This window comes from Streptomyces sp. CB03234 (assembly GCF_001905885.1).
Classification (GTDB): domain Bacteria; phylum Actinomycetota; class Actinomycetes; order Streptomycetales; family Streptomycetaceae; genus Streptomyces.
This window is the reverse complement of the sequence record NZ_LIYH01000007.1, coordinates 389,133-414,874: the sequence shown is the minus strand read 5'-3', so window position 1 is coordinate 414,874 and position 25,742 is coordinate 389,133. Positions and strand designations below refer to the sequence as shown.

The following is a 25,742-nucleotide window of genomic DNA, read 5'->3' as shown; positions in this document are numbered from 1 at the left end:
GGCGGGACCCGCCGGGCAGCTTCGCGCGCCCGCGCCCGGCTCGGCCGAAACATGCCCTTGTGCCGGTAGTTGACCCCGCGAATACTCCCGAAGCAGCGCTTGTCAGGGGCACGGCGTGTCCGAAATCCGGACGCCGTCAGTGCCAGGGGCGAGTGAACCTAGCCCTGAAAAACTGACCGCGCCTCACGGGCCCGACACCCCACGGCGGGCCCCCGATTCCCCTCGGGAGGAACGAGAAGTGAGGATCAAGCGCACCACCCCCCGCAGCGGCATAGCCAGACGAACCCGTCTGCTCGCCGTCTCCACCGGTCTCGCCGCCGCCGCCACCCTCGCGGTCCCCGCCGCGAACGCCGACTCACCGCGGACGTACAGCGCCGCCCAGCTGTCCGCCGCCGGCTCGGCCGTCCTGGAGGCCGACGTACCGGGCACCGCCTGGCACGTCGACCCGGCGACCAACAAGCTGGTCGTCACCGCCGACTCGACCGTCTCCCAGGCCGAGATCGCCACGATCAAGCGCCAGGCCGGAGCCAACGCCGGCGCCCTGAAGATCGAGCGCACACCGGGCAAGTTCACCAAGCTCATCTCCGGCGGCGACGCCATCTACGCCAGCAGCTGGCGCTGCTCCCTCGGCTTCAACGTCCGCGACAGCGCGGGCACCACGTACTTCCTCACCGCCGGCCACTGCACCGACGGCGCGGGCACCTGGTACGCCAACTCCGGCCGGACCACCGTCCTCGGTCCGACCACCGGCTCCAGCTTCCCGGGCAACGACTACGGGATCGTCCGCTACTCCAACACCTCCATCGCCAAGCCCGGCACCGTCGGCAACGTCGACATCACCAGCGCCGCCAACGCCACCGTCGGCATGTCCGTCACCCGCCGCGGCTCCACCACCGGTACCCACAGCGGTTCGGTCACCGGCCTGAACGCCACGGTCAACTACGGCGGCGGCGACGTCGTCTACGGCATGATCCGTACGAACGTGTGCGCCGAGCCCGGCGACAGCGGTGGTCCGCTCTACTCCGGCAGCCGCGCCATCGGCCTCACCTCCGGCGGCAGCGGCAACTGCCGCACCGGCGGGACGACCTTCTTCCAGCCGGTCACCGAGGCCCTGAACGCCTACCGCGTCAGCGTCTACTGACCGCTCCACCCGCGTACGACGAACCCCGTCGAGCCCCCGGCCGGACCCCCGGCCGGGGGCTCGACGCCCTGTCCGGAAGCGCCCGCATTTGAGAGCATGTGACGGCGCTCGGGGCGCAGGGCGACTTCGGAGAGCGGGGGCGGATGAGGCGCATCGGAGTGACCGGGCACAGGGACATCCCCGACGAGCTCGACGCCCATGTGCGCGCCGCGATCCGCACCGCCATCCGGGCCGCGCTCCGGGGCCACGAAGGCCCGCTGGAGGCGCTGTCCAGCCTGGCGGCCGGAGCGGACCAGCTCTTCGCGGACATCGCCCTCACCTGCGGTGCCGAGCTGACCGTCGTCATCCCCAGCGGGGACTACGAGGACGGCTTCACCGACCCGGAGGAACTGGCCCGCTACCAGGCCTTCCGCAAGCGCGCCACGCGCGAGGTCCGGATGGACTACCCGAGCTCCACCGACGAGGCGTACTACGCGGCCGGCACCTACATCGCCGACCACTGCGACCGCCTCCTCGCCGTCTGGGACGGCCGCCCCGCCCGGGGCCTCGGCGGCACCGGCGACATCGTCCGCTACGCCCGTGCCCGTGGGAAGCCGGTGACCGTCATCTGGCGCACGGGCGTGGAACGCCCCTGACAGGTCAGCGCCGGTGCTGGACCAGCCAGTCGGTGTGCTGTGGCGAGACGATGCGCTCGGTCTCGTACACCGCCGCCGGCCACCGGTCCTCGCCGATCACCGTCTCCATGGCGGTGTGCATCGCCGCCAGGTCCTCCTCCACCAGGGAGTGCGCCGCTATCAGCGGCTGGTGGCGGCGGATCTCGCTCCACGCCACGCACGCGGCCGCCGCCGCCGACAGCAGCCCCGCCATCACGGCCGACTCGCCGACCGAGAACGTCCGCAGCACGCCCAGGAACAGGGCGAGGCCGGTGAGCACCGAGATGGTCACGGACCACAGCGTGGTGGCCCGGCGCGACACCACGGTCTTCCTGTGGTACCAGTTGCGCTGCTCGATCAGCCGGTCCCTGACGTACGTCTCCTTGCGCACCCGGAAGGGCTTGTCGCGCAGCATCCGCATGGCCGGGGTGATGAGCTCCGCCCGGCCGACGGCCGGCGCCGACTCGCGGGGGTCGACCCAGCCCACCTTCCGCAGCTCGCCGAGCCCCGCCTCCAGCCGGGCGACGAACTCCCCGTCCGGGTCGGGGAAATCGGCGTCGAAGGGCGCGCCGTGGACCGCGTACCGCCAGCACATCGACTTGATGAACTCGGCGGCGGAGCGGTTCAGTTGCCAATGCGACTTCGCACGGCGCCTGGAGGCGCGGTACGTGGCCAGGAGTACGCCCGCGTACGCCAAGGCGCTGAAGGCGCCCGCGAGTTGGAACGTACCCCCGATCCGCCAGCCGCCGGGTATCGCCGCCAGGCAGGCGCCCAGGACGAGCAACCACAGTTGTAAGCGGGTGTCCTGCACCGCTTCGCGCTGGCGGGCGATGGCGATCTCGTCCGCCCGGTGGAACAGCGCAGGCAGATCTGCGTTTCGGAAGACCATGCTCTGCAGTGGGCCCTGAAACCCGGTCATGCGCACCCCCGTCTGCGGTTTTGTCTTCACTCTTTCGGTGGAATGGCTCGTTCCGGGTCGGTCGGGGAATACTGGCGCAACGCTTTTGTTTCAACTTCACGCGCTGATTTGCTGTGGGTGGGCATGAGAGTAAAGTCGTGCCGCCGACACTGCAACGGTGCGGTTATCCGAGATCGACCACTCCCCCAAGGACGGCCGTCGTGAGCTTTCAGACCTCAGTCACCTTCGCTGTCGCGAAGAAGAATCGTGTGCCCCTCGCCGAGATCGACGTGCGGGGAGCGGCAGCCGCCAAGAAGCTCAGCCGTGTTCTGCCGTCGGTGAGCGACCGTACCGAGCGCGTCCCGACGTTCAACTCCGCGCTCTGAACTCGCTCTAAACTGGCGGAATGACTGGACCCCTGGTCCCATTCCGCGAGATCGTCCTCAAGGTCCACAGCAGGTGTGATCTTGCATGTGACCACTGCTATATCTACGAACACGCTGATCAGAGCTGGCGTACCCGCCCCAAGGCAATCTCTGACCAGGCCATTTCCTGGACAGCTCTGCGACTGGCCGAGCATGCCAAGAAACATGCCCTGCCCTCCGTGTCAGTGATCCTGCACGGAGGGGAGCCTCTGCTGGCAGGGCCCGCGCGCCTCAGGCGCGTCTGCGAGGAGCTGACCACCGCCCTCGCCCCGGTCACCGACCTGGACCTGCGGATCCACACCAACGGCCTCCAGCTCAGCCCCCGCTACCTCGATCTGTTCGACGAGTACGGCGTGAAGGTGGGCATCTCCCTCGACGGCGACAGGACGGCCAACGACCGCCACCGCCGCTTCGCCGACGGCCGCAGCAGCCACCCCCTCGTCCTCAAGGCCGTCGAGCTGCTGCACCAGGAGCGCTACCGCCACCTCGACCTCGGCCTGCTGTGCACCATCGACGTGGCCAACGACCCCGTCGCCGTGTACGACGCGCTCACCGCGCTCACGCCCCCGCGCATCGACTTCCTGCTGCCGCACGCCACCTGGGAAGGTCCCCCGCCGCGCCCGGACGGCTCGCCCACCGCGTACGCCGAGTGGATCCTCACCGTCTTCGACCGGTGGTACGAGCAGGGCAGGCCCGTCCCCGTACGGCTCTTCGAGTCCGTCCTGTCCACCCTGAACGGCGGCCCCAGCCTCACCGAGTCCCTGGGCCTCGCCCCCACCGACCTCGTCGTCGTCGAGACCGACGGCACCCTCGAACAGGTCGACTCCCTCAAGAGCGCCTACGAGGGCGCCGCCGCCACCGGCTTCGACGTGTACCGGCACTCCTTCGACGACGTCGCCGCCCACCCCGGCGTCCGGGTCCGCCAGCTCGGCCTCGCCGGCGTCAGCGAGACCTGCCGCCGGTGCCCCGTCGTCCGCTCCTGCGGCGGCGGCCTCTACACCCACCGCTACCGGGCCGCGAGCGGCTTCGACAACCCGTCCGTCTACTGCGCCGACCTCGAAGCGCTCGTGCGCGGCATCGAGGACCGCACCGCCTCCGCCACCGCCGCGCCCGCCGTGGCCGACCCCGGCGCGCTCGTCGCCGAGCAGCACGACCTGACCCGCGTCCTCCTCGCCGAACTCCACAGCGAGCTCGACGGACGCGGCGGCGAGCGGTGGGCCGAGGCGTGGGAGCTGGCCGCCGCCGTCGAACAGCGCTCCGACGGTCTCGACGAGGTGCTCGCCCACCCCTACACGCGCACCTGGCTCCTGGACTGCCTGGACGCGCTGCGCGAAGGGCGCCCCGGGGTGACGGGCCTTGCGGGGCAGCTCGCGCGGTTCGTGGCCACCGCCGCCGTACGGGGCCGGGTCGACGTCCCGGTCCGCCTCGCCCACCGGGGCGGGTCGCTGCACCTGCCGACCCTCGGGACGGTCGAGGTGGGCCTGGAGACGGCCGGTCCGGTGGAGGTGCGGGCGACCGGGGACGGGTTGGTGGTGCGGGCCGCCGGGCGCGACGAGGTGCGCGTCGAACGGCTCCGGGAGGAGAACGCCGGATGGCGGCCGGTACGGCGCGGGCCGCACGGCGCCGCGCTCGACGACCTCGACCCCTACCGGGACGGTTTCCAGTCGCCCGCCGCCGGGCGGCTCACGCCCGGAGAGGCGGCCGGCTGGAGCGGGCGGCTGGTGCGCGCCTGGGCGCTGCTGCGGGACGCCGTACCGGACCAGGCCGCCGAGGCCGCCGCGAGCCTGACCACCCTGACGCCGCTCACCGGGACGGAACCGTCCGTGGGCCGGCACGGGTACGGGGCGCTCGGCCTGCCGCTCGCGGGCGACGAGCGGGAACTGGCACGGGCGCTGCTGCGCGGTTTCCGGCGGGCCAAGCTGCGGGCGCTGCTCGACGTCGCGGACCTCTACGCGCTGGACGGTGCCTGGAGCCACCCCGCGCCCTGGCGGGAGGACACGGCGGTGCCGGTCTCCGCGCTGCTCGCCGGGGCGTACGAGAGGGCGGGCCTCGCCGCGTACGAGGAAGGGCATGCCGAACATGCTGAAAGGGCGCTCGACCTGCTGGAAAACGCCGCCGAACTCACCGTGAGCGGCAAGCTGCTGGTGTCCGGGGTGCGCAAGGAACTGTGCCGATCAAGGGAACGGTCCGTCATGCTGTCGCAGGGATGACCGAAAAGCAGCGTTGAATGACTGAACGTCGTGGGGGTGGAGCAAAGCCTGCTCCGGAATGATTAATCAGCTCGTATCCTTCTCATCCCGGATGCGAGTGATCACAGAGGACGGGGGTCGTGTGGAGGCGTCACCGCAAGCGCGCGCGGCGGACCATCGGCCGTACTTCTTCCTGAGTTATGCGCACACGCCGAGGTACGGAGCCGGTGGCCCCGATCCCGACATGTGGGTCGAGCGGCTCTACCGCGATCTGTGCGGCCATGTGATGGCCATGACCGATCTCCCCGCCGGAGCCTCCGCCGGGTTCATGGACCGGGAGATACGATCCGGCGAGGGCTGGTCGGAACGGCTGGGAGAAGTCCTCGCCACCTGCCGGGTCTTCGTCCCCCTCTTCTCGCCCCGCTATTTCGCCAGCGAGATGTGCGGCAAGGAGTGGTACGCCTTCGCCACCCGGGCGATCTACCACCACGCCAAGCACAACAAGCCCGCCGACGCCATCGTGCCCGCCCTGTGGGTCCCGGTCCCGCCCGAGCAGCTCCCCGGCCCCGCCGAGCGGCTCCAGTTCAACCACCGCGACTTCGGCGACCGGTACGTCACCGACGGGCTCTACGGCCTGATCAAACTCCGGATATTCGCCGAGGAGTACGAACGGGCCGTCTACGAACTGGCCAAACGCATCGTCTCCGTCGCCGACACCGCCGGCATCAGCCCCGGCAGGCCCGTCGACTACCGCTCCGCGCCCAGCGCCTTCGGCACCCCCGGCCGCGGCCCCAGACCCCTCCAGGTCACCGTCGCCGCCCCCACCCGCCACGACCTGCCCGAGGGCCGCGACCCCGAGTACTACGGCGACATGCCGCAGGACTGGAACCCGTACCACCCCGACGCCGCCCGGCCGCTCGCCTACGTCACCGAGGACCTGGTCCGCTCGCTCAACTACCAGGCCACCGTCACCTCCTTCGACCACGACGCCGGCCCGCCCGACGCCAAGCAGCCTCCCAGCCGCCCCGAGATCCTGCTCCTCGACCGCTGGGCCCTCAAGGACGACGAACGCCGCGAACGGCTCGCCGCCTTCGACGCGGAACACCGCCCCTGGGTGAGCGTCGTCGTCCCCCGCAACCAGCTGGACCACCAGACCAGGGCGGCGGACGCCGAGCTGAACCGGACACTCGAAGAGACCATGCCCATCAAGATGGGCCAGGGCCGCGCCGCCAGCCGCGCCGCCGCCAGAGGCGTACCGACCATGGAGGCGTTCGGCCAGATCCTGCCCCAGGTGGTGGAGGCGGCCGCCCAGCAGTACCTGCGGCACGCCACCGTCTACCCGCCCGCGGGCGGCCGGCACACCGAACGGCCCCGGCTGCGCGGCCCGATGGCCAATGAACTGGGCACCACGCACTACATACCCGAGACGCACGAGATCGCGCCCGATGCGGAGGACCTGGATGACAGCCAGTCGTGACGGACGCATCGTCACCTTCTACTCCTACAAGGGTGGTACGGGACGGACGATGGCCCTGGCCAACACGGCCTGGATTCTCGCCGCGAACGGCAAGCGGGTCCTGGCCGTCGACTGGGACCTGGAAGCACCCGGCCTGCACCGCTTCTTCCACCCCTTCCTCGACCCGTCCACCCTCGGCGCCACCACCGGCGTCATCGACCTGATCACCGAATACGCCTGGGCCGCCACCAGCCCCGTCCAGCGGCCCGACGACTGGCACCGCGACTACGCGCGCATCCAGCCGCACGCCGTCTCCCTCACCCCGGAGGCGCTCGGCTGGGAGTTCCCCGACGGCGGCACCCTCGACTTCGTCTCCGCGGGCAAGCAGAACCGCGAGTACTCCGCGACCGTCTCCACCTTCGATTGGGACAACTTCTACGACCGGCTCGGCGGCGGGCACTTCTTCGACGCGCTGCGCGACGACATGAAGGCCAACTACGACTACGTCCTCATCGACAGCCGCACCGGCCTCAGCGACATCGCCGACATCTGCACGGTCCACCTGCCCGACGCCCTCGTGGACTGCTTCACCCTCAGCGACCAGTCCATGGACGGCGCCGCCGCCGTCGCCCGCCAGATCGACGAGCGCTACGGCGGCCGGGGCATCCGGATCTTCCCCGTACCGATGCGGATCGACGAGGGCGAGAAGGAGAAGGCCGACGCGGGCCGGGCGCTGGCGCGGCTGAAGTTCGACGGTTTCCCCAGCGGCCTGACGGGGGAGGAGCTGGCCTCCTACTGGGGCGCGGTCGAGATCCCGTACCGGCCCTACTACGCGTACGAGGAGACCCTCGCCACCTTCGGCGACGACGCCGGGATCGCCAACTCGCTGCTCTCCGCCTTCGAGCGGCTGACCGCCGTCGTCACCGACGGGGACGTCACCGCCATGCCGGCGGTCAACGAGGAGGTACGGCTGCGGATCCGTGACGCGTTCACCCGCCGCCGCCCCGCCCTGCCCGCCGACCTGTTCCTGTCGTACGTCGCCGAGAACCGCATGTGGGCCGACTGGATCGAGTCCGTCCTCACCCGCGCCGGCTTCCGCGTCGTCCCGCGCGACGTCTCCGCCGACCCGGCGACGAGCGGCACCGACGTGCTCCACGCCGCCGAGAACGCCGCCCGCACGGTCGTCCTGCTGTCCAGCGCGTACCTCAAGTCGGCCCGCGCGGTGGAGGTGTGGGAGCGGGCCGCCGCCGAGGATCCGGGCGGCGGACGGCGCCACCTGCTGCCGCTGCGCGTCGGGGACGTCCGGCTCACCACCCCGTACATCGACCGCAACCCCGTCGACCTGTTCCGGCTCGACGAGGTGCACGCCACCGCCGCGCTGCTGCGCGCCCTGGACCGGCCCGTCAAGCTCAACGAGGGCGTCCCGCCCGGTCCGCGCTTCCCCGGGACGGTGCCGAAGATCTGGAACGCGCCGCCCCGCAACCCCGGCTTCACCGGCCGGTCCATGGTCCTGGAGCGGATGCGCGACCAGCTCGGCGGCGGGATGGCCGTCGTCCTGCCCCAGCCGCAGACCCTGTACGGGCTCGGCGGCGTCGGCAAGACGCAGGTCGCCCTGGAGTACGTGCACCGCTTCATGGCCGACTACGACCTGGTGTGGTGGATGTCCGCCGAGCAGACCGACGACGTGATCGCCGGCCTCGCCGAGCTGGCCGTCCGCCTCGGCGCGCAGGGCGGCGACGACATGGCCGCCGCCTCCCAGGAGGCCATCGACCTGCTGCGGCGCGGGGTGCCGTCCAACCGCTGGCTGCTGGTCTTCGACAACGCCGACGACCCCGACGCGCTCAAGCGGTTCTTCCCCACCGGCGGGCACATCCTGGTCACCTCCAGGAACCAGACCTGGTCGCAGTACGGCGACGCGCTGCCGGTCGACGTGTTCCTGCGCGAGGAGTCCATCGAGCACCTCCAGCGCCGCGCCAAGGGGCTGAGCGTCGAGGACGCCGACAAGGTCGCCACCGCGGTCGGCGATCTGCCGCTCGCCGTCGAACAGGCCGCGGCCTGGATCGCGGAGACGGCCACCCCGGTCGCCACCTACCTGGAGCAGCTGGAGGAGGCCGCCGCCCGCACCCTGGCGCTCAACCAGCCGGCCGGCTATCCCGAGCCGGTCGCCGCGACCTGGAACGTCTCCATCGAACGGCTCAAGGAACGCTCACCGGCCGCCGTGCGGCTGCTCCAGCTGTGCGCGTTCTTCGCGCCCGAGCCCATCCACGCCAACCTGCTCTACAGCAAGGAGATGATCGAGGCCCTCAAGCCGTACGACGCCTCCCTCCAGGAGAAGCTGGTGCTGGGCCGGGTGATCCGGGAGATCGGCCGGTTCGCCCTGGCCAAGGTCGACCAGGTCTCGAACTCCATCCAGGTGCACCGGCTGGTGCAGGCCGTCATCCGGGCCCAGCTGTCCGAGGAGGAGCAGCGGGAGGCCCGGCACGCCGTCCACCGGATCCTCGCCGGCGCCCGGCCCGACGACGACGAGCCGATCGACAACCCCGAGACCTGGCCCCGGTTCGCCACCATCTGGCCGCACCTGGGCACCTCCGAGGCCCGGTACTGCAAGGAGCCCGAGACACGCCGGCTGCTCATCGACCGCGTCCGCTACCTCTGGAAGCGCGGCGACTGGCAGACCGCCGGCGCGCTCGCGGAGGACCTGCGCGACGCCTGGCGCGAGATGCTCGGCAACGACGACCTCCAGTACCTCTACCTGCGCTTCCACCTCTCCAACATCCTCCGCTCCCAGGGCCGTTACGTGGAGGCGCGGGAGCTGGACGAGGTCACCCTGGAGCGGCAGCGCGCCGTCCTCGGCCGGTCCCACCCGCACACGTACATGACCACCTCCAGCCTCGCCATGGACCTCGGCGCGCTCGGCCAGTACGGCAGGGCGATGGAGCTGGCCACCGAGGCGCACGAGGGCTTCAGCCAGATCTTCCACGACTCCCACCCGCGCACCCTGGCCGCCGCGAACAACCTGGCGCTCAACCTGCGCATGGTCGGCCAGTACTCCAGGGCCCGCGAGATCGACCAGGAGGTCTTCGACCGGCGCACCGAGGTGCTCGGCCCCGAGCATCCCTACACCCTGTCCTCGGCCACCTCGCTCGCGCGCGACCTGCGGGAGGTCGGACGGTACGAGGACTCGGTGACGCTGCTCTCCCGTACGTACGACATCTACAAGGACACCCTCGGCCGGGCCTTCCCCGGCACCCTGGCCGCCGGCAAGAGCCTCGCCGTGTCGCTGCGCCGGGCGGGCAGACTGGAGGACGCGCGGCGGCTCACCACGGCCACCCGCAACCGGTACCGCGCCAAGTACACGTACGCGCACCCGGACTCGCTGGCCTGCGACCTGAACCTGGCGGCCGACCTGTTCGCGGCCGGGGAGCCGGTCGCGGCCCGCGACCTGGCGCAGGAGGTCGTCGACCAGTACCGGGAGGTGCCGGGGGAGCGGCACCCCTACACCCTGGCCGCCCTCAACAACCTGGGCATCTACCAGTGGGGCTGCGGGGCGCCGGAGACCGCCGAGCAACTGCTCCAGGCCGCGCTGCGGGTCATGCGGGAGGTCCTGGGCGAGCGGCACCCGCACGCCCTGTTCTGCACGGTCAACCTCGCCAACGCCAAGGCCGACCTGGGTGAACTGGACGAGGCCCTGGCGATCGAGCAGCGCGCCGTGCGCACGCTGCGCGAGGTCCTGGGCGCCCACCACCCGGAGGTGCTGGGCGTCGCCTCCAACCTGGCGGTCACGCTGAGCGCGCTGGGCCGCAAGGACGAGGCGGCCCAGCTGCGGACGGAGACCGCCGACGAACTCGCCCGCCAACTGGGCGACGACCACGCGCTGACCCGCCTCGCGCGGGACGAGCGCCGGGTGCACCGGGACCTGGAGCCGCTCGCGGTGTGACCCTTCACATGGCGTCCAGCAGCCAGGTCAGGACGCGGGGCAGGGCGTGCAGGGCGTCGAAGTGCGCGGCGGCCGGTTCCAGGACGGCCGTCGCGCCCGGGATGCGCTCGGCGAGCCAGCGCGCGTGCCCGACCGGTGAGAAGACGTCCTGCTCGCCGTGCCACAGCAGCACCTCGCCCGGGATGTCGGCCGGGTCGAACCCCCAGGGGCTGCAGAAGGCCAGCGCGTCGTCGATCCAGCCGTACGCCGAGGTGCGCAGCGCCTCCTGGTAGTTGCGCAGCAGCATGGACCGTACGCCCGCGTCCGAGACGACCATCCGGTCCGAGGCGGTCAGCTCCCGGCGCAGGTCGTCCAGGAGCCGGACCGGGTCCTTGCGGATCGCGTCGGCGCGGGGCGTGAGGCGGGCGGCCACCCCGTCGGGGTCGAGGGTGGCGTGGGTGTACTCCGTGACGTTCGAGGCGGCCATGCCCTCGAACCAGTCCAGCCCGTCCGCGTCCCGGGGCGCCAGCGTCACCAGCGCCGCGGTACGGGTCACCCGGTGCGGCAGCAGGGCCGCGCAGGCCAGCGCGTGCGGCGCCCCGCCGGAGCGGCCCACCACCGCGAACCGCTCCAGGCCGAGCGCGTCCGCGATGTCCGCCACGTCCGACGCCACATCGGCGACGCTGCGCCCCGCCAGGCGGTCCGAACCGCCGTAGCCGGGGCGGTCGTACGCGATCAGTTGCATGCCGCGCTGGTAGAGCACCATGCCCCGCGGGGCCGGTCCCAGTCTGCTGCCGGGCGTGCCGTGCAGCAGGAAGACCGGACGGCCCTGTGGGTCCCCCAGGCGTTCCACCATCAGATGCCGGCCGTCCGCCGCGCGCACCCGACGTCGCAAGCCCCCCGCCCCCTTCGAGTGTCCTTCGAGCGTCCTTGGTGTGATTACCCATCAGGGTGCCTGTACGGGGTCGCTTTGTCGCCTGTCGGGACGGGCCCGGTATTCGCAAACGGAACCGGCACGAGGCGTCGGGAGTAGTGGGAGTGCCGGGGGCGCAGAGTGAAGGTCGCGTGCGCGTCCTGAAGTCGACCTTGTGTGCTACCGGTTGGTATCGGGATAGTGGGCTGACCATCCTCCGTGTCAGGGCACCCCACTGCCCGGACGCGGCCCCCCACAGGAGAGGTCGACGTTGTGAATCACCGACGCATACCCAAAAGGCGTGCGGCGATCGCCGGCGGAGCCGCTGTCGCTCTGCTCGGAGCGGGAGTCACCTTCCAGACTGCGAACGCCAGTGAGGAAGCGCCCCGGTTCACCGTGAAGTCCCTGTCGGCGCCGGCGGCGGGAACCCTCGCCGCGACGCTCGACAAGGCTCTCGGCGGCGACGCGGCCGGCGCGTACTACGACGCGAAGTCCAAGGCCCTGGTGGTCAACGTGGTGGACGAGGCGGCGGCCGAGTCCGTACGCGAGGCGGGCGGCAGGGCGAGACTCGTCCAGCACACTCTGGCCGAGTTGACGGGCGCCCGCCAGACCCTGAAGAGCCGGGCGACCATACCCGGCACGTCGTGGGCCGTCGACCCGGTGACCAACAAAGTCGTCGTCACGGCCGACCGCACCGTCGAGGGCGCGTCGCTGGACCGGCTCACCGAGGTGGTGAAGGGGCTCGGCTCGAAGGCGGAACTGAGGCGCACGGCGGGCGAGTTCAAGCCGCTCATCGCGGGCGGTGACGCCATCCACTCCGGCGGCGGACGCTGCTCGCTCGGGTTCAACGTGGTCAAGGACGGCCGGCCGCACTTCATCACGGCCGGCCACTGCGGCAAGGCGGGCAGCGAGTGGGCCGAGTCCCAGGGCGGACAGGCGATCGGCACGATGGCCGACTCCCAGTTCCCGGGCAATGACTTCGCGCTGGTCGAGTACACCGGTGACACCGCGCACCCGAGCGAGGTCGACCTCTACAACGGCAGCACGCAGGCGATCACCAAGGCGATCGAGGCGACCGTCGGGGTGAAGGTCACCCGCAGCGGCTCGACCACCCAGGTCCACGACGGCGAGGTCACCGGCCTGAACGCCACGGTGAACTACGGCAACGGGCAGGTCGTCGAGGGGCTCATCCAGACCAATGTGTGCGCCGAACCGGGCGACAGCGGCGGCTCGCTCTTCTCGGGCGACGCGGCGGTCGGTCTGACCTCGGGCGGCAGCGGTGACTGCTCCTCGGGCGGTGAGACGTTCTTCCAGCCGGTCACGGAGGCGCTGACCACCTTCGGCGCGCAGATCGGCTGACGTACGCGTACGGCATGACGGGCCCCGGGTCGATGCCGATCCGGGGCCCGGCTCATGCGGTGTCCGCGCCGGCCGGCGCGACGGCGTCGTCCCGGTCGGTCCGCTGGCGGACGGCGGACATCACCAGGGTCAGTACGGTGCCGACGACCGCCCAGATGGCGAGGACCTGCATCGCTCCGGAGAGCGCGTTGCCCTTGAAGTACGCGATCGAGCGTGCCGCCCAGGTGCCCGCGCCCGGCGGCAGGGCCGGGCCGATCGCCCGCCAGAAGTCGGGCAGCATCGGGCTGGGGAAGGCGCCGCCCGCGCTCGGGTTTCCGGCGATCACGATCAGCAGGACCGCCAGGCCGATGCCGACGATCCCGGTGAGCGCCTGGAGCGCCAGCGTGACCGCGCCGACCGAGAAGACGACCAGGGCGCCCAGGCCCCACAGGGCGGCCACGCTGCCGGGCAGGGCGCCCAGGACCGGGCCGACGATCACCGCGCCGCCGAGGCCCCCGAGGATCGCGGAGAGCGCCAGGACGACGAGCCGGATGATGGCGCGCTGCGGGTTGGCGGGCCGGGAGCCCGCGCTGATCGCCAGGATCGAGGCGAGCAGGTAGCCGCCCACGCACCACCCCACCACCAGGTAGAACGCGGACAGGCCGTCGAAGTCCTGGGGCGAGGCGGGGGCCACGTCCACCGTCCGTACCGTGCGGGCTTGCGGCCTTTCGATCCCGGTGGCGATGGTGTTCAGGGCGTTGGCGAGGACGGTGCCGCCTCCGGAGGCGACCAGCAGGGTGTCGGTCGTGCCCCTCGGGTCGATGATCAGTGCGCCGTCGATCTCCCGGTCCATGATCTGCTGCCGCGCCTCGGCCGGGTCGGCGAGCACCCGTGGGTCGAGCGGGTCACCGGGCAGCTTCGCCAGCCGGGCCTCGGCCTGGGCGGCCGCCGGGCCCGGTGCCACCACGCCGAAGGGCACGTCCTTGGGTTTCGGATTGTGCAGCGCGCCCACATAGGAGGCGATGAACAGCAGCTGGAGCGCGAGCACGCCGATGACCAGCAGCGCGGCGCGGGGCGTGACGGCGTTCCTGACTTCGGCGGCGAGCTTCATGTCCCCACGCTCCGGGGCGCGCGGTATTCGCGCAGGTGGGGCGGGCCGAATGGCGGATCCGATTCGTGTCGTACGAATGTTCGAAACTGGTCTATGGTGGTAGTGGGGGAGGTGAGACCGGATTGATCCAGGAGGTGCGGGTGCCAGGGTTCACGCATCTGCACACCGTTTCGGGCTTCTCCCTGCGCTATGGGGCCTCGCACCCGGAGCGGCTGGCGGCGCGCGCCGCCGAGCGCGGCATGGACGCCGTCGCCCTGACCGACCGCGACACCGTCGCCGGCGCGGTCCGCTTCGCCGCGGCCTGCGCCAAGGAGGGCGTCCGGCCGCTCTTCGGCGTCGACCTCGCGATCGACGGACCGGCGACCCGGGCGGACGGGCCCACCGAGCGGCGTCGCACCCCCGTGCGCGGCGGCGCCTTCGTCGACGAGTCCGCGCCCCGCGCGGTCTTCCTCGCCCGGTCCCGCGAGGGGTGGGCCACCCTGTGCCGGCTGATCACCGCCGCGCACGCGGAGGAGGACGGCACGGCGCCCGGACACGGCGGTGGATACGACGCCGGGGACGGTGCCGGGTACGCCGGGGACGGTGCCGGGTACGCGGCGGGACGGGCGGGCGGGGACGGTGCCGGGCAGGCCGCCGGACGTGCCTCCCGGTACGCCACCGGGCGCCCCGCCGGGCACGGCGGCAGCCCCCTGCTCCCCTGGGCCGAGAACCACGGCGACGGCGTCACCGTCCTCCTCGGGCCCGACTCCGACATCGGCCGCGCCCTCGCCGCCGGCCGCCCCGACCGCGCCGCCCGGCTCCTCGCCCCCTGGCGCGAGATCCACGGCGACGCCCTGCGCCTGGAGGTCGTCCACCACGGCCGCACCGGCACCGGTCCCGGCTCGCTGCGGCACGCCGCCCGCACCCTCGGGTTCGCTGCCGAGCAGGGCGTACGCGCCGTGCTGACCAACGCCGTGCGGTACGCCGACCCCGGCCAGGGCCCGGTCGCCGACGTCCTCGACGCGGCCCGCCGCCTGGTGCCCATCGACCCCCGCAAGGGCCTCGACAGCGGTGAGCGCTGGCTCAAGGACCCGGCCGCGATGGCGGCCACCGCCGAGCTGGTCGCCGAGGCCGCCGGGCTGCGCCGCGACACCGCGCACCGGCTCCTCGCCATGACCGAGGAGACCGCCGCCGCGTGTCTGGTCGACCCCGAGGACGACCTGGGCATCGGCACCGTCCACTTCCCCGAGGCGCACCTGGTGGGCGCCGGCCGGCGCACCGCCGAGCGGGTGCTGCGCTCACGCTGCGCCGCCGGGATGGTGCTGCGCGGCCACGACCGGAAGCGGGCGTACTGGAACCGGCTGGAGGACGAGCTGCGCACCATCGAACGGCTCGGCTTCGCCTCGTACTTCCTCACCGTCGCCCAGGTCGTCGACGACACCCGCGAGATGGGCATCCGCGTCACCGCGCGCGGCTCCGGCGCCGGGTCCCTGGTCAACCACCTCCTCGGCATCGCCCACGCCGACCCCGTCGAGCAGGGCCTGCTGATGGAGCGCTTCCTGTCGGTACGCCGGCCCGTGCTGCCCGACATCGACATCGACGTGGAGTCCGCCCGCCGCCTGGAGGTCTACCGCGCCATCCTCGACCGCTTCGGCCCGGAGCGGGTCGCCGCCGTCGCCATGCCCGAGACGTACCGTGTCCGCCACGCCGTACGGGACGTGGGCGCCGCCCTGTCCATGGACCCGGCCGACATCGACCGGATCGCCAAGTCCTTCCCGCACATCCGCGCCCGCGACGCCCGTGCCGCCCTCGACGAGCTGCCCGAGCTGCGTGAACTGGCGGGCGAGCGGGAGAAGTACGGCAAGCTGTGGGAGCTGGTCGAGGCGCTGGACGCGCTGCCGCGCGGCGTCGCCATGCACCCGTGCGGGGTGCTCCTCTCGGACGCCTCGCTGCTCCGGCGTACGCCGGTGGTACCGACCAGCGGCGAGAGCTTCCCCATGTCGCAGTTCGACAAGGACGACGTGGAGGAGCTGGGCCTGCTCAAGCTCGACGTCCTCGGCGTGCGGATGCAGTCGGCGATGGCGCACGCGGTCGCCGAGGTCGAGCGGGCGAGCGGCGAGGTGGTCGACATCGACGACCCCGAGCAGGTGCGGCCCGGCGACCCCGCCACGTACGACCTCATCCGCTCCGCCGAGACGCTCGGCTGCTTCCAGATCGAGTCGCCGGGCCAGCGCGACCTGGTCGGGCGGCTCCAGCCGTCCACCTTCCACGACCTGGTCGTGGACATCTCGCTGTTCCGGCCGGGGCCGGTCGCGGCCGACATGGTGCGGCCGTTCATCGAGGCCCGGCACGGGCGGGCGCCGGTGCGCTACCCGCACCCCGACCTGGAGGACGCGCTGAGGGAGACGTACGGAGTCGTCGTCTTCCACGAGCAGATCATCAAGATCATCGACATCATGACCGGCTGCGGCCGCGAGGAGGCCGACGCGGTACGGCGCGGGCTGTCCGACCCCGAGTCGCAGGGCCGGATCAAGGTCTGGTTCGAGCGGCACGCGAAGGCCAAGGGGTACGCGGACGACGTCGTCGCGCACACCTGGGAGATCGTCGAGGCCTTCGGCAGTTACGGCTTCTGCAAGGCGCACGCGGTGGCCTTCGCCGTGCCGACGTACCAGTCGGCGTGGCTGAAGGCGCACTATCCTGCCGCTTTCTATGCCGGTTTGCTCACGCATGATCCCGGTATGTACCCCAAGCGGCTCCTGCTGGCGGACGCACGGCGGCGTGGGGTGCCGGTGCTGCCGGTGGATGTGAACCGGTCGGCGGTCGCACACCGTATCGAACTGGTGTCCGGTTCGTTGGGCAAGTGGGGCCTGCGGCTGGCCCTTTCGGACGTCCACGGCATGAGCGAGGCGGAGGCGGCGCGCATCGAGGCCGGTCAGCCGTACGCCTCACTGCTGGACTTCTGGGAGCGGGCCCGTCCCAGCCGTCCCGTCGCCGAACGGCTCGCCCAGGTCGGCGCGTTGGACGCGTTCGGCGGCAACCGGCGCGACCTGCTGCTGCACCTCGCCGAACTCCACCGCCTCCAGCGTGGCTCCGGCTCGTACGGCGACCAGCTCCCGCTCGCGGGCGGCCGCACGTCCGCGCCCATCGGGCTGCCCGACCTCAACGAGACCGAACGGCTCAGCGCCGAGCTGGGCGTGCTGTCCATGGACGCCTCCCGCAACCTGATGACCGATCACCACGCCTTCCTCGCCGAACTCGGCGTGGTCTCCGCCCAGCAACTGCGGGCGGCGCCACACGGGCAGACCGTGCTGGTCGCGGGCGCCAAGGCGGCCACCCAGACCCCGCCCATCCGGTCCGGCAAGCGCGTCATCTTCACCACCCTCGACGACGGAACGGGCCTGGTCGACCTGGCCTTCTTCGACGACAGCCACGAGCGGTGCGCGCACACCGTCTTCCACTCCTGGCTGCTGCTCGTCCGGGGTGTGGTGCAGCGGCGCGGCCCGCGCAGCCTCAGCGTCGTCGGCTCGGCCGCCTGGAACCTCGCCGAGCTGGTGGAGCTGCGGCGCGAGGGCGGCCTGGACGCGGTGGCGGCGCGGCTGGCCGAGCCGATGCCGGGCGGCCCGTCGTCCTCGTCCTCCGACAGCGGGCGGCGGATCACGTTGCCCACCGGATACGAGATGAACCCCTGGGCCGACCTCCGCCCGGCGGGCGAGGGCACGGCAGGGGTTCCGAAGAAGCTGTGGCACCAGAGTCAGGGGAGCGCGGGATGATCCTCTACGTACGATTCCGGCTGGAGCCCATGCATGAGGCGCTGCTTCCGCACCTGGTGGGCATGCTGGAGCAGTTCACGCCCGTTGTCGAGGCGACCCCGCCCGACGCCGCGCTCGCCGACGTACGCGGCGCCGTACGGTACTTCCGGCGCGGCCCCGCCGAACTGGCCGCCGTCATCCGCGTCCGGGCGCTCGCCCTGTACGGCGTGGACTGCGCCATCGGGGCCGGGCCCAACCCGATGCTGGCCCGCATGGCCGCGCGGGACGCGGTGCCGGGGACGACCCTGGTGGTCGACGACTCGGAGGCGTTCCTGCGGGACAAGCCGGTCGCCGCGCTGTACGGCGTCGGCCCGGCCACCGCGAAGACGCTCTGCTCGTACGGGCTCGACTCCATCGGGCGCGTCGCCGCCGCGCCGCTCGCCGTGCTCCAGCGGATCGTGGGCGCGCGGGCGGGCCGCGAGCTGTGGGAGCGGGCGCAGGGCATCGACCGTACGGCGGTCGTGCCGGGCGTCGCGTCCCGGTCGGTCGCCGCCGAACGGGCCTTCGACCGCGACGAGCTGGACCAGGACCGGCACCGGCGCGCCCTGCTGTCGCTCGCCGGGGAACTGGGCGCGCGGATGCGGGGCGAGGAGCAGGTGTGCCGCTCGCTGACGCTGACCGTGCGGTACGCCGACCGGTCGGCGACCACCCGGACCCGCACCCTGCGCGAGCCGACCGCCCACACGGCCGCGCTGGCGGAGGCCGCGTACGCGATGCACGAGGCCCTCGGGTTGCAGCGGGCCCGGGTGCGGGCCGTCGGGCTGCGCGCCGAGGGCCTGATGCCCGCCGACAAGGCAGCGCACCAGCTGTCCCTCGACCCGGCCGACGACAAAGCGCGGCGGATCGAGGCGGTGGCGGACAAGGCGCGGGCGAGGTTCGGGCCGGGGGCGATCGTGCCGGGGTCGCTCGCCGCCTAGAAGTCGCCTAGAAGCCGACCTTCGCCCTAGAAGCCGACTTTCGCGAGGTACCGGTCGAGGTGCGCCGGGTCCTGGGTGGCCAGCCCGATGTGGCCGTCCGGGCGGATCAGGAACAGCCCCGCGCCGAGCGCCTCGGCCAGGGCTCCGCCGGTCACCCGGTGCGTGACGATCTCCGACGGCACCCGGGGCGGTGTGCGGTCCACCGCGAGCAGGGTGAAGTGCGGGCCGGCGAGCAGCTCGTGGAGCCGCTCAGGACCGTCGCCCGCCGTGGCGCACGGCAGGTCGGGGGCGCGGTCGCCGGCCTGGACGGCCGTGTCGGCGAGCCGTTCCCGGGTCTCGGTGCTCAGGGCGCTCTCGCGGTACCGCACCGACAGCAGATGGGTGACCCGGCCGCGGTGGCGCGCCTGCTCGCTGCCCCCCTCAGGGCTGCGGCCGGTCCGGTAGAGCCGGGTGCTCAGCTCCAGGACGTGGGCGGCGGCGGGGCGGCGTTCGGCCTCGTAGCTGTCCAGCAGGCCGTCCGGGGCGTGGTGGCGCAGGACCTGGCCCAGCTTCCAGCCCAGGTTGTACGCGTCCTGGACGCCGATGTTCAGGCCCTGCCCGCCGCCCGGCGGGTGGGCGTGCGCGGCGTCCCCCGCGAGGAGGACCCGGCCGTCCCGGAAGCGCTCGGCCAGCGCCGTACGGGGCTCGTAGTACGAGGCCCACAGCACATCGGTGACGGCGTCGGCCGGCAGGTGCGTCCGGGCGGCGATCAGGGCCCGTACCGTCTCCGGCGTGACCTCGCGGTCCTCGCCGTCGGCCCGGGCGTTCAGCTGGAAGTCCTCGGTCCCGGGCAGCGGACACATCAGCACGCTGCCCACGCCCCGGGTGTCCGGGTCGTCCAGCCAGATGTGCCAGTGGTCGCGGTCCAGGCCCCGGACGCGTACGTCCGCCACCACGGCCGGGTGCAGATCGCTCCCCCCGCCCTTCATGGCGATGCGCAGCGCCTCGCGCACGGTGCTGTGCCCGCCGTCGCACCCGACCAGGTACGGCACGGTCAGCGTCCGGCGGCTGCCGTCGGCCTGCGCCAGCTCGGCCAGTACGTGCCGGTCCGTCTGGTGCAGGGAGGTCAGCCGGGTCCCGTACTCCACCGTCCCGCCCAGCTCCAGGAACCGGTCCCGCAGGATCTCCTGCGTACGCCACTGGGGAACGAGCCACGGCTCCGGGAACCGTGACACCGGGGCCTCGGGGTCCGGCTCGATCAGCCGCCACTCGCCGTCCCGCCGCCCGTCCCGCCAGGTCTGCATGGGCGGGAACGGCCCGCCCTCGGCCCGCAGCGCGTCCATGACGCCGAGGTCGTCGAGGGCCTCCTGGGTGCGGGGCTGCAGGCTCTTGCCGCGCGACCCGGAGAACAGCCGGTCGGCCGCCTCGACGACATGGGTGCGTACGCCGCGCCGGGCCAGGTCGCAGGCGAGGGTGAGCCCGGTGGGGCCGGCGCCGACGACCAGGACGTCCACGGCACCGTGCACCGGTGCTCCTCGATGTGCGTCGGCTGGCATCTCTCACCGCTTTCTGCCGTCGGTCACGGCTCTGGAGTGCACGGAACAGTCATCTACCGCAAGATGCGGCATATGCGGGATATGCCCATGAATCAGGTGGACGCGTCGAGTGACCGCCAACATCCGCCCACATGGCCGGACGCCATCAGCTGCCCCTTCGACTTCAGCGAGGCCCTGGACTTCGATCCGCTGCTCGCGGACCTCATGGCCCGGGGCCCGGTGACCCGGATCAGGCTGCCCTACGGCGACTCGGCGGCGTGGCTGGTCACCACGTTCGACGGCGTACGCCAGGTGACCACCGACCCGAGGTTCAGCCGCGCGGCCATCGTCGGCCGGGACTACCCGCGGCTGACACCCGAGCCCATCGTCTCGCCCGAGTCGGTCAACGTGCTGGACCCTCCGCACAGCACCCGCCTGCGCCACGCCGCCGCGCGGGCGTTCACCAAGAAGCGCGTGGAGCGCATGCGCCCGGCCATCGATCGAGTGGCCGGCCACCTGCTGGACGAGATGGCCGAGCACGGCCCGCCGGCCGACCTGGCCCACCACCTCTCCACACCCCTGCCGCACCACACCATCTGCGAACTGCTGGGCGTCGCCCCGGCCGACAGGCCCGTACTGCTGCGCCGTACGCACGAGATGCTGACCACGGCACCGGAGGCGCGGCGGGCGGCGGCGGACGCGAAGCGCTACCTGCGCGACTACTTCGCCGGTCTGGTCGTGGAGCGGCGGAGGGCGCCGGGGGAGGACCTCCTCAGCGCCATGGCCGCCGCCGCCCCCGAGGACGGCGAGAAGCCCTTGAACGACGAGGAGCTGGCGGTCCTGGCGGTGACGCTCATCCTCAGCGGGAACGACACGGCCACCTGCCAGATCAGCAACATCGTCCACACCCTGCTCACCCGCCCCGGCCAATGGGCCGCGCTGGTACGCGATCCGGATCGGCTGCCCGGGGTGCTGGACGAACTCCTCCGTCTCATCCCGTTCCGCAAGGGCGTCGGCATCCCGCGCGTCGCGCTGGAGGACGTGGAGGTGGAGGGGGTGCTCGTCCGGGCGGGCGATTTCGTCCATGTGTCGTACCTGGCGGCCAACCGGGACCCCCGGGTGTTCCGCGACCCCCATGTGCTCGACCCGGACCGGCCGGTCCACCCTCATATGACCTTCGGCTGGGGCGGACACCACTGTGTCGCCGCCCCCCTGGCGCTGGCGGAACTGCGGGCGGCTGTCGGCGCCCTGCTCACCCGCTTCCCCGGGCTGCGCCTCGCGGTGCCGGCGCGGGAGGTGGTGTGGGACACCGCGACGATCCGGCGTTTTCCGCTGCGGCTGCCGGTGAGGTGGTAGACCGTCAGTTTTTACCGACGCGTAACTTCCCTCGCGTCGTTACGCGTGCGTAGCTTGGCATGAGCACGGCATGTCTGCCGTGCGTCCCCACAGTGGTCCGGGCCACAGGGCGTACCGCCACCGCCCCATCCCCATTCCTTGAGCCGCAAGGAGACCACTCGATGCTGCCCTCACGCCTGCCCGCACGCGTGCGCTGTGCCCTCAGAGCGTCGGCCGTCCTGCTGCTGGCCGTCGCCGCGACCCTCACCCCCGCCTCCGCCGCCCAAGCCGCCGCCCCCAGCAGCGGCTGGAACGACTACACCTGCAAGCCGTCACCCGCCCACCCCCGCCCCGTCGTCCTCGTCCACGGCACCTTCGCGAACTCCGTCGACAACTGGCTCGGTCTCGCCCCCTACCTGGTCGGGCGCGGCTACTGCGTCTTCTCCCTCGACTACGGGCAGCTGCCCGGCGTGCCGTTCGTCCACGGCCTCGGCCCCATCGAGAAGTCGGCCGAGCAGCTCGACGCGTACGTCGACAAGGTCCTCGCCGCGACCGGCGCCGCCGAGGCCGACCTCGTCGGCCACTCGCAGGGCGGCATGATGCCCCGCCACTACCTCAAGTTCCTCGGCGGCGCCGACAAGGTGAACGCCCTCGTCGGCATCGCCCCCGACAACCACGGCACCACCCTCCTCGGCCTCACCGCGCTGCTGCCGTACTTCCCCGGCGTGGCCGACCTGCTGAACGAGAAGACCCCGGCACTCGCCGACCAGGTGGCCGGCTCCCCGTTCCTCACCAAGCTCAACGAGGGCGGCGACACCGTCCCGGGCGTCCGCTACACCGTCATCGCCACCAAGTACGACCAGGTCGTCACCCCGTACCGCTCCCAGTTCCTCGACGGCCCGAATGTCCGGAACGTGCTCTTGCAGGACCTGTGCCCTCTGGACTTCTCCGAGCACGTGGCGATAGGGCTGACCGACCGGATCGTGTTCCACGAGGTCGTGAACGCACTCGATCCGGCGCACGCGACGCCCACCACGTGCGCGTCGGTCTTCGACTGAAGGGTGACTTCGTGAAGTTCAGCTACGTCTTACTGCCCGACTACCCCCTCACCGAGTCCCTGGCCTCCATCAGGCTCGCCGACGAACTCGGCTTCCACGCCTGTTACGCCGCCGACGAGACCTGGCACAAGGACATGTGGCTGCTCTTCGCCGCGGCGGCCGGACAGACCAGCCGCATCCGCCTCGGCCCCAGCCTCTCCTCCGTCGTGCTGCGCGAACCCACCCTGATCGCGCAGTCCCTCGCCACCCTCGACGAACTCTCCGGCGGCCGCGCCGAAGGCGTCCTGTCCAGCGGCAACTTCGGCCTCCTCGCCCAGTACGGCATCGACTGGGCCCGGCAGCGCCCGCTGTCCCGCACCAAGGAGGCGCTGCACGTGGTGCGCACCCTGCTGGACGAGGGAAGCATCACGTACGACGGCGAATTCTTCACCTACAACGGGCTGTTCACCTTCGCCCGCCCGGTGCAGGAGCACCTGCCGGTCAAGCTGGGCGCGATGCGCGGGCCCAAGTCCTTCGAGGCTGCGGGGGAGTTGTCGGACGGCTGCCACCACGCGCTCAGCTACACGCGCGAGGCGTACGACTACGCCGTCACCCACATCCGCGCCGGCGCCGAGCGGGCCGGCAAGGACTGGCGGTCGCTGGACATCGGGGCGTGGGTGGTCTTCGCGACCGGGCCGGATTCGGCCAAGGCGAAGGAGGCCGCCCGTTCCATGGTCGGCATCTACGCCTCGTCGATGCCGGAGGAGCAACTGCGCCGCAACGGGGTCGACCCGGCGGAGCTGAAGCCGGTGATCGACGCGATCGGCGGCGGCGACCTCGCCCGGGGCATCGAGCTGACCTCACCGGAGGTGGCGGAGAAGCTGTCGGTGTCGGGCACGCCGGAGGAGTGCCTGGAGAAGATCCGCCGGGAGATCGAGCCGAGCGGGGTCAACCACATGATCTGCGCGATCACCGACCGCAGCCTGGTGCGGGCCTTCACCGGGCGGGACCTGGACGGGGTCGCGGACGTGGACACGCAGCTGCGGCTGATCCACGAGCGGATCATGCCGACCTGGGCATGACGGAGCCGGGGCCCCCGCCTGCGCGGTGGGCCCCGGTACGCCGGACGTCAGCGAGCGGACTTGCGGCGCGTCGTCGCGAACAGCACCGCGGCGCCGATCGCCAGGACGCCCGCGCCGCCGATGGCGAGGTACGCGGTGGTGCCGCTGCCGCCGGTCTCGGCGAGGTTCTCACCGCTCGCCGGCGCGGCGGCGGGCGACGGGGTGCCGGCGCCGTTGGCCTCGGGCGCGTTGGCCGGCTCCGTGGGAGCCGCCGGAGCCGCCGGAGCCGGCGCGGAAGGCGAAGCGGGCGCGGACGGCTCCGCCGAGTGGTCGTCGCCGTGGCCGTCGCCGTGGTCGTCGCCCCCGTGACCGCCGTGGTCGACCGTCGACTGGTCCGCGCCGTCCTCGATCTGCTCGTCGGACGGGGCCGACGCGGTCGGAGCGGGAGCGCCCGCAGAGCCGTTGTCCTCGCCGAACACCACGTCGGAGCAGGTGTAGAACGCCTCGGGCGAGTCCGAGCGCTGCCAGATCGAGTACACCAGGTGGCGGCCGGACTTGGCGGGGACGGTGCCGTCGAAGACGTACGCACCGTTCTCCAGCGTCGGGTTGGTGACCTTGGCGAACGGCTTCGCCTCCAGGTCCGACCACTTCAGCGGCTTGGACGGGTCGTAGCCGTCCTTGGTGATGTACAGCTCGAAGGAGCCCTTGTGCGGGGCGGTCGCCTTGTAGCGGAAGGTGTGGTTGCCGGCGGTCAGCTCGGACGACGGCCAGTCACCCCGGGGCAGGTCCAGCCCCTTGTACTTGTCGCGGTTCGCGCTGCACAGCTTGCCGTCCGGGATCAGCCGCTTGTGGTTGCCGGCGGCGTTGGCGATGTTGACCTCGTTCCAGTCGTAGAACGCCTGCGCCCCGCTGGCCGCCACCGCCGCCTTGCACGCCGCCGAATCCGGGCTCTCCGGCCCCTCGGCGTAACAGGCGGACACCCGGCTGACCGGATCGGTCAACGTGCCGTGCGCCGCGGCCGGCGACGCGGCCAGTCCGGCGAGCGCGAGCGGCGCGATGCCCAGGGCGACGGCGGCGGCTGCCGTGCTGCTGCGGCGACCAGTCATGGTGACGTTCTCCTTCGACGGGAAAGCGGTGTGTGGGGGGTTACGGGGCCGGCTTCCGGACGGGCGGCGCAGCCCCCCGGCTTCGGCACCGACGGTCCGGACCAGCCCCGTTGATCAGCAAGCTAGCCCCTCACAAGGCCGAAATCCGCTGCTGGGAGCCTCAGATGAGGATCCTTATGCTCCGCTTAAGGCGACGCTAAGAAGACGCTCAGGAACCGGCCCGGCCGGAGGCCCAGGGGCCCCTCACCCCACCCGCCGGTAGCGCCGTTCCGGGCGGCCCGTGCCGCCGTAGCGGAGGGTGACTTCGGCGCGGCCGGTTTCCGCGAAGTACTCCAGGTAGCGGCGGGCGCTCACGCGGGAGAGGGAGCCGGCCTCCGCGCACTCGGTGGCGGACAGGCCGGCGGGGTGGTCGCGGAGGATGCGGTCCACCAGGTCGGCGGTGTGGGCGGCCAGGCCCTTGGGGAGTTCGCGGGAGCCGGGCGGGCGGGTGCCGAAGATCTGGTCGACGTCCTCCTGCCGCGCCTCGTCCAGCGACTCCAGGCGGCTGCGCAGGGACGCCACGTGCAGCAGTTGCTCCCGCAGTGCCGCCTGGCTGAACGGCTTGATCAGGTAGTGCAGGGCCCCGGCGCGCAGCGCCGAGCGGATGGTGCCCGCGTCCCGGGCCGCCGTGATGAACAGCGCGTCGACGCCGTGCCCCGCCGCCCGCAGCGCGCGCAGCACACCGATGCCGTCCATGTCGGGCAGGTAGATGTCCAGCAGGACCACGTCGGGGCGCAGCGCCTCGGCCGCGCGCAGCGCTTCGGCGCCGCTGTGCGCCACCCCGACGACCCTGAAACCGTCCACCGCGGACACATAGCGGCTGTGCAGCTTCGCGACCATGAAGTCGTCGTCCACCACCAGCACCTTTGTCACCGGCGACACGCTAGGTCCCGACCACAACGACC

The 25,742-nt window shown here is 72.3% G+C and carries 18 protein-coding genes; 12 read left to right on the top strand and 6 right to left on the bottom strand.

Going from position 1 to position 25,742, the window contains the following annotated elements; genetic code table 11:
* Positions 1-238 precede the first annotated feature (238 nt).
* Positions 239-1,141: a S1 family peptidase gene (locus tag AMK26_RS30460; RefSeq protein ID WP_073758529.1), complete on the top strand. Its 903-nt coding sequence runs from the start codon at positions 239-241 to the stop codon at positions 1,139-1,141.
* Positions 1,142-1,284: 143 nt separating this feature from the next.
* Positions 1,285-1,776, top strand: coding sequence for a hypothetical protein (locus AMK26_RS30455; RefSeq protein WP_073758694.1), 492 nt, complete (start codon positions 1,285-1,287; stop codon positions 1,774-1,776).
* A gap of 4 nt (positions 1,777-1,780) precedes the next feature.
* Here the strand turns inward: AMK26_RS30455 and AMK26_RS30450 are convergent, their stop codons facing one another.
* A complete protein-coding gene (locus AMK26_RS30450; RefSeq protein ID WP_073758527.1) occupies positions 1,781-2,683 on the bottom strand; it encodes a DUF4231 domain-containing protein in 903 nt (300 codons plus the stop codon).
* 230 nt (positions 2,684-2,913) lie between these two features.
* Between AMK26_RS30450 and fxsA the strand changes: the two genes are divergently transcribed.
* From fxsA to fxsT, 4 genes are all read left to right on the top strand, one after another.
* Positions 2,914-3,078: an FxSxx-COOH cyclophane-containing RiPP peptide gene (gene fxsA, locus AMK26_RS36480; RefSeq protein WP_241838117.1), complete on the top strand. Its 165-nt coding sequence runs from the start codon at positions 2,914-2,916 to the stop codon at positions 3,076-3,078.
* Between the two features lie 20 nt (positions 3,079-3,098).
* Positions 3,099-5,327: a radical SAM/SPASM protein FxsBH, inactivated beta-hydroxylase extension form gene (fxsBH, locus tag AMK26_RS30440; protein WP_198944201.1), complete on the top strand. Its 2,229-nt coding sequence runs from the start codon at positions 3,099-3,101 to the stop codon at positions 5,325-5,327.
* Between the two features lie 91 nt (positions 5,328-5,418).
* On the top strand, positions 5,419-6,783 hold the full coding sequence (locus AMK26_RS30435; protein ID WP_158071157.1) for a TIR-like protein FxsC: 1,365 nt from the start codon (positions 5,419-5,421) through the stop codon (positions 6,781-6,783).
* Entirely contained in the window at positions 6,767-10,699 is a 3,933-nt protein-coding gene (fxsT, locus tag AMK26_RS30430; RefSeq protein WP_073758523.1) for an FxSxx-COOH system tetratricopeptide repeat protein, read from the top strand. The genes AMK26_RS30435 and fxsT overlap by 17 nt, the downstream gene beginning before the upstream one ends.
* Positions 10,700-10,703: 4 nt before the next feature.
* On the opposite strand, the gene AMK26_RS30425 is transcribed toward fxsT, so the two are convergent.
* Positions 10,704-11,573 carry an alpha/beta fold hydrolase gene (locus AMK26_RS30425; protein ID WP_198944200.1) on the bottom strand — a complete coding sequence of 290 codons (870 nt, stop codon included), beginning with the start codon at positions 11,571-11,573 and terminating at the stop codon, positions 10,704-10,706.
* A gap of 291 nt (positions 11,574-11,864) precedes the next feature.
* On the opposite strand from AMK26_RS30425, the gene AMK26_RS30420 reads away from it, so the two are divergent.
* On the top strand, positions 11,865-12,950 hold the full coding sequence (locus AMK26_RS30420) for a S1 family peptidase (protein ID WP_073758519.1): 1,086 nt from the start codon (positions 11,865-11,867) through the stop codon (positions 12,948-12,950).
* Positions 12,951-13,002: 52 nt separating this feature from the next.
* On the opposite strand, the gene AMK26_RS30415 is transcribed toward AMK26_RS30420, so the two are convergent.
* Positions 13,003-14,040, bottom strand: coding sequence for a DUF3533 domain-containing protein (locus AMK26_RS30415; protein WP_073758517.1), 1,038 nt, complete (start codon positions 14,038-14,040; stop codon positions 13,003-13,005).
* 140 nt (positions 14,041-14,180) lie between these two features.
* Between AMK26_RS30415 and AMK26_RS30410 the strand changes: the two genes are divergently transcribed.
* Positions 14,181-17,789: a DNA polymerase III subunit alpha gene (locus AMK26_RS30410; RefSeq protein WP_073758688.1), complete on the top strand. Its 3,609-nt coding sequence runs from the start codon at positions 14,181-14,183 to the stop codon at positions 17,787-17,789.
* Positions 17,786-18,745, top strand: coding sequence for a DNA polymerase Y family protein (locus AMK26_RS30405; protein WP_073758515.1), 960 nt, complete (start codon positions 17,786-17,788; stop codon positions 18,743-18,745). Before AMK26_RS30410 ends, AMK26_RS30405 begins: the two co-directional genes overlap by 4 nt.
* Before the next feature lie 26 nt (positions 18,746-18,771).
* Here the strand turns inward: AMK26_RS30405 and AMK26_RS30400 are convergent, their stop codons facing one another.
* Positions 18,772-20,250 (bottom strand): FAD-dependent oxidoreductase, encoded by a 1,479-nt coding sequence (locus AMK26_RS30400; protein ID WP_241838116.1) that lies wholly within the window; start codon positions 20,248-20,250, stop codon positions 18,772-18,774.
* Positions 20,251-20,367: 117 nt separating this feature from the next.
* Between AMK26_RS30400 and AMK26_RS30395 the strand changes: the two genes are divergently transcribed.
* The 3 genes from AMK26_RS30395 (at position 20,368) to AMK26_RS30385 (ending at position 23,713) form a co-directional block, all read left to right on the top strand.
* On the top strand, positions 20,368-21,615 hold the full coding sequence (locus AMK26_RS30395; RefSeq protein WP_073758511.1) for a cytochrome P450: 1,248 nt from the start codon (positions 20,368-20,370) through the stop codon (positions 21,613-21,615).
* A gap of 161 nt (positions 21,616-21,776) precedes the next feature.
* Entirely contained in the window at positions 21,777-22,652 is an 876-nt protein-coding gene (locus AMK26_RS30390) for an esterase/lipase family protein (RefSeq protein WP_073758509.1), read from the top strand.
* Between the two features lie 11 nt (positions 22,653-22,663).
* Entirely contained in the window at positions 22,664-23,713 is a 1,050-nt protein-coding gene (locus AMK26_RS30385) for an LLM class flavin-dependent oxidoreductase (RefSeq protein ID WP_073758507.1), read from the top strand.
* A gap of 47 nt (positions 23,714-23,760) precedes the next feature.
* On the opposite strand, the gene AMK26_RS30380 is transcribed toward AMK26_RS30385, so the two are convergent.
* Positions 23,761-24,798 (bottom strand): lytic polysaccharide monooxygenase, encoded by a 1,038-nt coding sequence (locus AMK26_RS30380; RefSeq protein ID WP_073758505.1) that lies wholly within the window; start codon positions 24,796-24,798, stop codon positions 23,761-23,763.
* 243 nt (positions 24,799-25,041) lie between these two features.
* Positions 25,042-25,710 carry a response regulator gene (locus AMK26_RS30375; RefSeq protein WP_073758686.1) on the bottom strand — a complete coding sequence of 223 codons (669 nt, stop codon included), beginning with the start codon at positions 25,708-25,710 and terminating at the stop codon, positions 25,042-25,044.
* Between the last annotated feature and the right edge of the window lie 32 nt (positions 25,711-25,742).